Annotated in this window: 3 protein-coding genes; all 3 read right to left on the bottom strand. The window is 31.2% G+C overall.

Translation table 11 applies throughout. The features are described from left to right. On the bottom strand, window positions 1-381 hold a 381-nt coding region (locus tag ACK5M9_RS08380), incomplete at its 3' end, for a hypothetical protein (RefSeq protein WP_416892709.1). Between the two features lie 506 nt (window positions 382-887). Continuing rightward, the gene (locus tag ACK5M9_RS08375) at window positions 888-1,379 is read right to left on the bottom strand and encodes a hypothetical protein (protein WP_416892708.1); all 492 of its coding nucleotides are present in this window, start codon (window positions 1,377-1,379) and stop codon (window positions 888-890) included. A 1,787-nt stretch (window positions 1,380-3,166) separates the two neighbouring features. Continuing rightward, the coding region (locus tag ACK5M9_RS08370) for a hypothetical protein (protein WP_416892707.1) at window positions 3,167-3,357 on the bottom strand (191 nt) is incomplete at its 5' end.

The following is a 3,357-nucleotide window of genomic DNA, read 5'->3' as shown; positions in this document are numbered from 1 at the left end:
TCCGGCATCACTTAATGTGATCTTGTAGATTCTATCTACGTGTGTTTCTTTAACTTTAGATGAGATGTAAGTTTTGATTGAGTCATTAAGGACTTCTTTAGTTGCTTCCCTTGCTAATTCAGCTCTATGTTCTGCTTCTTCTTTGTCTCTTCTTCTCTCTTCTTCACTTATAGTCAGTCTCTCTTCGTATGAAGATTCCTTTTTCTCTGCTTTATGAGCTAACTTCTCTCTTTCCTTTTTAAGGACTGAGTTGATCTTCTCTTGCATTTCTTTTTGTGTGTAAGTTTTTTCTGCAGGTTCTACAACTGGTTGTGAAACTTCTTGAGTTTCTTCTACTATTTCTTCAGTAGATAAATTATCTTGGTTGTTATTTTCTAACATTATTTTCTCCTTTGAGTGTGCTGTTAAGCTTAGATTTTAAATGCGCGGTAAAAGTAAATCTATAAAACTTTTAACACATATATTATACCAAATTTTTGGAACAAAAAAAGAGTATGACTACTCATACTCTAAAATGTGGATATTTATTTTTTTAATAGAATTTCGATTGCATCTATTATCAATTGCGATCTTAAATTATTTGCGTTGTTAGTTGATTTAAAAGAAATTTCCTGTCAATCCTGAGACAAAATTTCTTTAATTTTCTTTTTGTATTTGTTATCCAGTATCACACCATAACCCCTATTGTGTGGAAGATCATCAAATCTTTTATAAGCTTTAATATTGTGAAAAGTTGTAGAAGGTAAATAAATATCACATTTATCTAGTTTATCAATATTTCTATTAGATGATGAATCTCCGCCTCTGGATAGAGAGTAGACCTTTAGAAAATCTGATTTAGGCGGTTTAACTTCGATCGCTTTAACTTTCTTAGATTCCAATCTAGTTCAAATTTGAAAAATTGAATTTACCTTAACTTTGGTACCATCAGGATATATAAAATTATTATCTTCAATTTCAAATTCTTTAGCCAACTTAAATCCCTTTACCCTTGTTGCAGGCGTTCCCTTACCATTACTATTGAAAAGTGGGGGTAAAACAAAAGCTACGAAATCAGCAAATTTAGCAGAATGATTAATAAACCTCAATGCTAAATTACCTCTCAATCCAAACGGAGGATTACCTATTATAATAGTCTTTTTGTTAATATTGAAATCAAAGTAATCCATTTTCTTTATAGATTTAATTTGAGGTTCTATATCTAATCCTATTTTTTTATATCCTTTAGGGAATGATTCAAAAAATGCACCACTACCTGCAGATGGTTCCAAAAATGTATATTCTTTTAGGTCAATTTTATAATTCTTAGTTATAAAATTGATTGTTAAATCAATCAATCTTTTCGCTTCGGAAATTGGGGTAAAGAATTGATCGTTCATTTTATACATTTCCATTTTTGAAATATCCAATTCATATTTATAATCTAATAATCTATTGATTTCATTAAAGTATTGATGTGGTATTTCTTTTTTTAATTCTCATCTTTTAATTGTTCCAATATGTAAATTTAAATTTTCCATCATTTCATTTCTTAACGAAACATTAGGCAAAATTTCTTTTTCGTATATTTTAAATAATTCTCTTTTGTTCATTTCTACTCCTTTTATAACTTAATTTTTATGGGTTTTGATTATATTTATTATGAACATAATATACAGATCTGTCCTTCTACCGACACACTCTCCACCCCACACTTAGCACAGGAATAGAATCCCTTCTTAGGTGGCTGCATCTTCACGGTATCCTTCATACTCTCCAATAAGAACTTCATTGTATTTAACACATATCTTATCATATGTTGATAGTAGATACTCTATTGTGTTCTCAATGTTATCCATCATCTTAGCCCTTGGGATTATCTTGATTGACTTATCAAGTTCTAATGCTGATTTGTTGTCTATTTTAAGAAACTCTAATCCTGACTTCTTTCATTTATAGATAAGCATGTACTCATCAGTCTTAACTAGAACTTCTATTATATTTGTGTAGTAGTGGGTAAGGGCTACGTATAGCACCTTCCCCCCCACTCTCCTTTTCAATCTTGATATTAGATCATTACTTACCATTGCCATTGTCTATCTCCTTTAAGAGTTTTGTTAACTCTTGTTTTCAATTTGTATCATCAACTCAGATTGCTTTTCCATCATATCATTCATTGATTCTTCTTATTCACTCATATTGGTTGGGTCTGGGTTTGGCTGGATGTACTTTGATCTCTATAGCAAAGAACTTTCCTTTATAACACCCGAACCCATCTGGGAACCCTTGCAGTGAATATGATGTTCCCATATATTTAACAAATAGTGCACCCTTCTTTTTAAGGTATGCTTCTATTAGATTGGTAAGGTTGGTTTCTTTTACTCCCATCCGTAAGAACCTTCTACGTGAATCTTATATCAGAAGTCATATTCAAAGTCTTCATCTCAGTAATTACCAATCACCTTTTGGGAGAAGGGACGATAGAACTCTCAGTCCATATCTTTTGCAGCTTGAACTAATTTTTTCTCTGTATTCATATCTACTATTACTTCACAATTTCTTCTCATTACTCCACCCCCAACTCCAAATCAATGGAGTCTTTATTTTTCTCATAACATTCTTTACAATAGATACTATTGAAGTTTCCTAACTCAACACCAATGTGTTCTTCTGTGTAATGTCCTTTACACTTAACACAATAGTATAGTTCTTCTTTAGGCACTTTTCTTTAACTCCTTGATCTCTTGTTTGATTTTCTTAATCTTTTCTTTTGCAGCATCAACATCTTTATCATAGATTTTAGATGCTCTATAGAACTCTAATGGTTCTTTTCATTTTATTTCTTTGAATGCTTGTCTGATCTTTTCTAGTTCTTCTCTTGCATACTCTAATCTGATCTCTGCATTTAATACTTCTTTACTTTTCATTATTGTTCTCCTTTAGAATGATTCTCATTCTTCAAATGTTGGTTCTTCTGTTCTATCATATGTTATTCCCATATAATCTTGCGTATAGAACTCTGATTTACATTCTGCTCCATCTATGGTATGGATTATCTCTAATCTCTTACCATTGATCAATTGTGCATTAAGCACATTTTTAATGTGTATTGGTGTACCACTCTTAGAATATATTATTATTCATTCAGTGTTAAATGTTTCTGCACCTGTGTATGTTATTCCCCACATTATTCTTGCTCCTTTAGTTTCTTTACTTGCTCAAGAGTGTATTCCCACATCTCTAACATTTCTCTTCTAACATCAAACTCTGGTAGTGTCATACGTGGGGCACTGGGTATTACAAGATTTAATCTGGTAGTTTCTAAGTCATATATTGCAGCAACCATTAAAGAGTTTCTTAATTTATTAATTTTATTTT

The sequence above is a fragment of the Mycobacterium sp. genome, assembly GCF_047975165.1.
Classification (GTDB): Bacteria; Actinomycetota; Actinomycetes; order Mycobacteriales; family Mycobacteriaceae; genus Mycobacterium.
The sequence above is the reverse complement of the archived record's forward strand: the minus strand, read 5'-3'. Positions and strand labels throughout refer to the sequence as shown.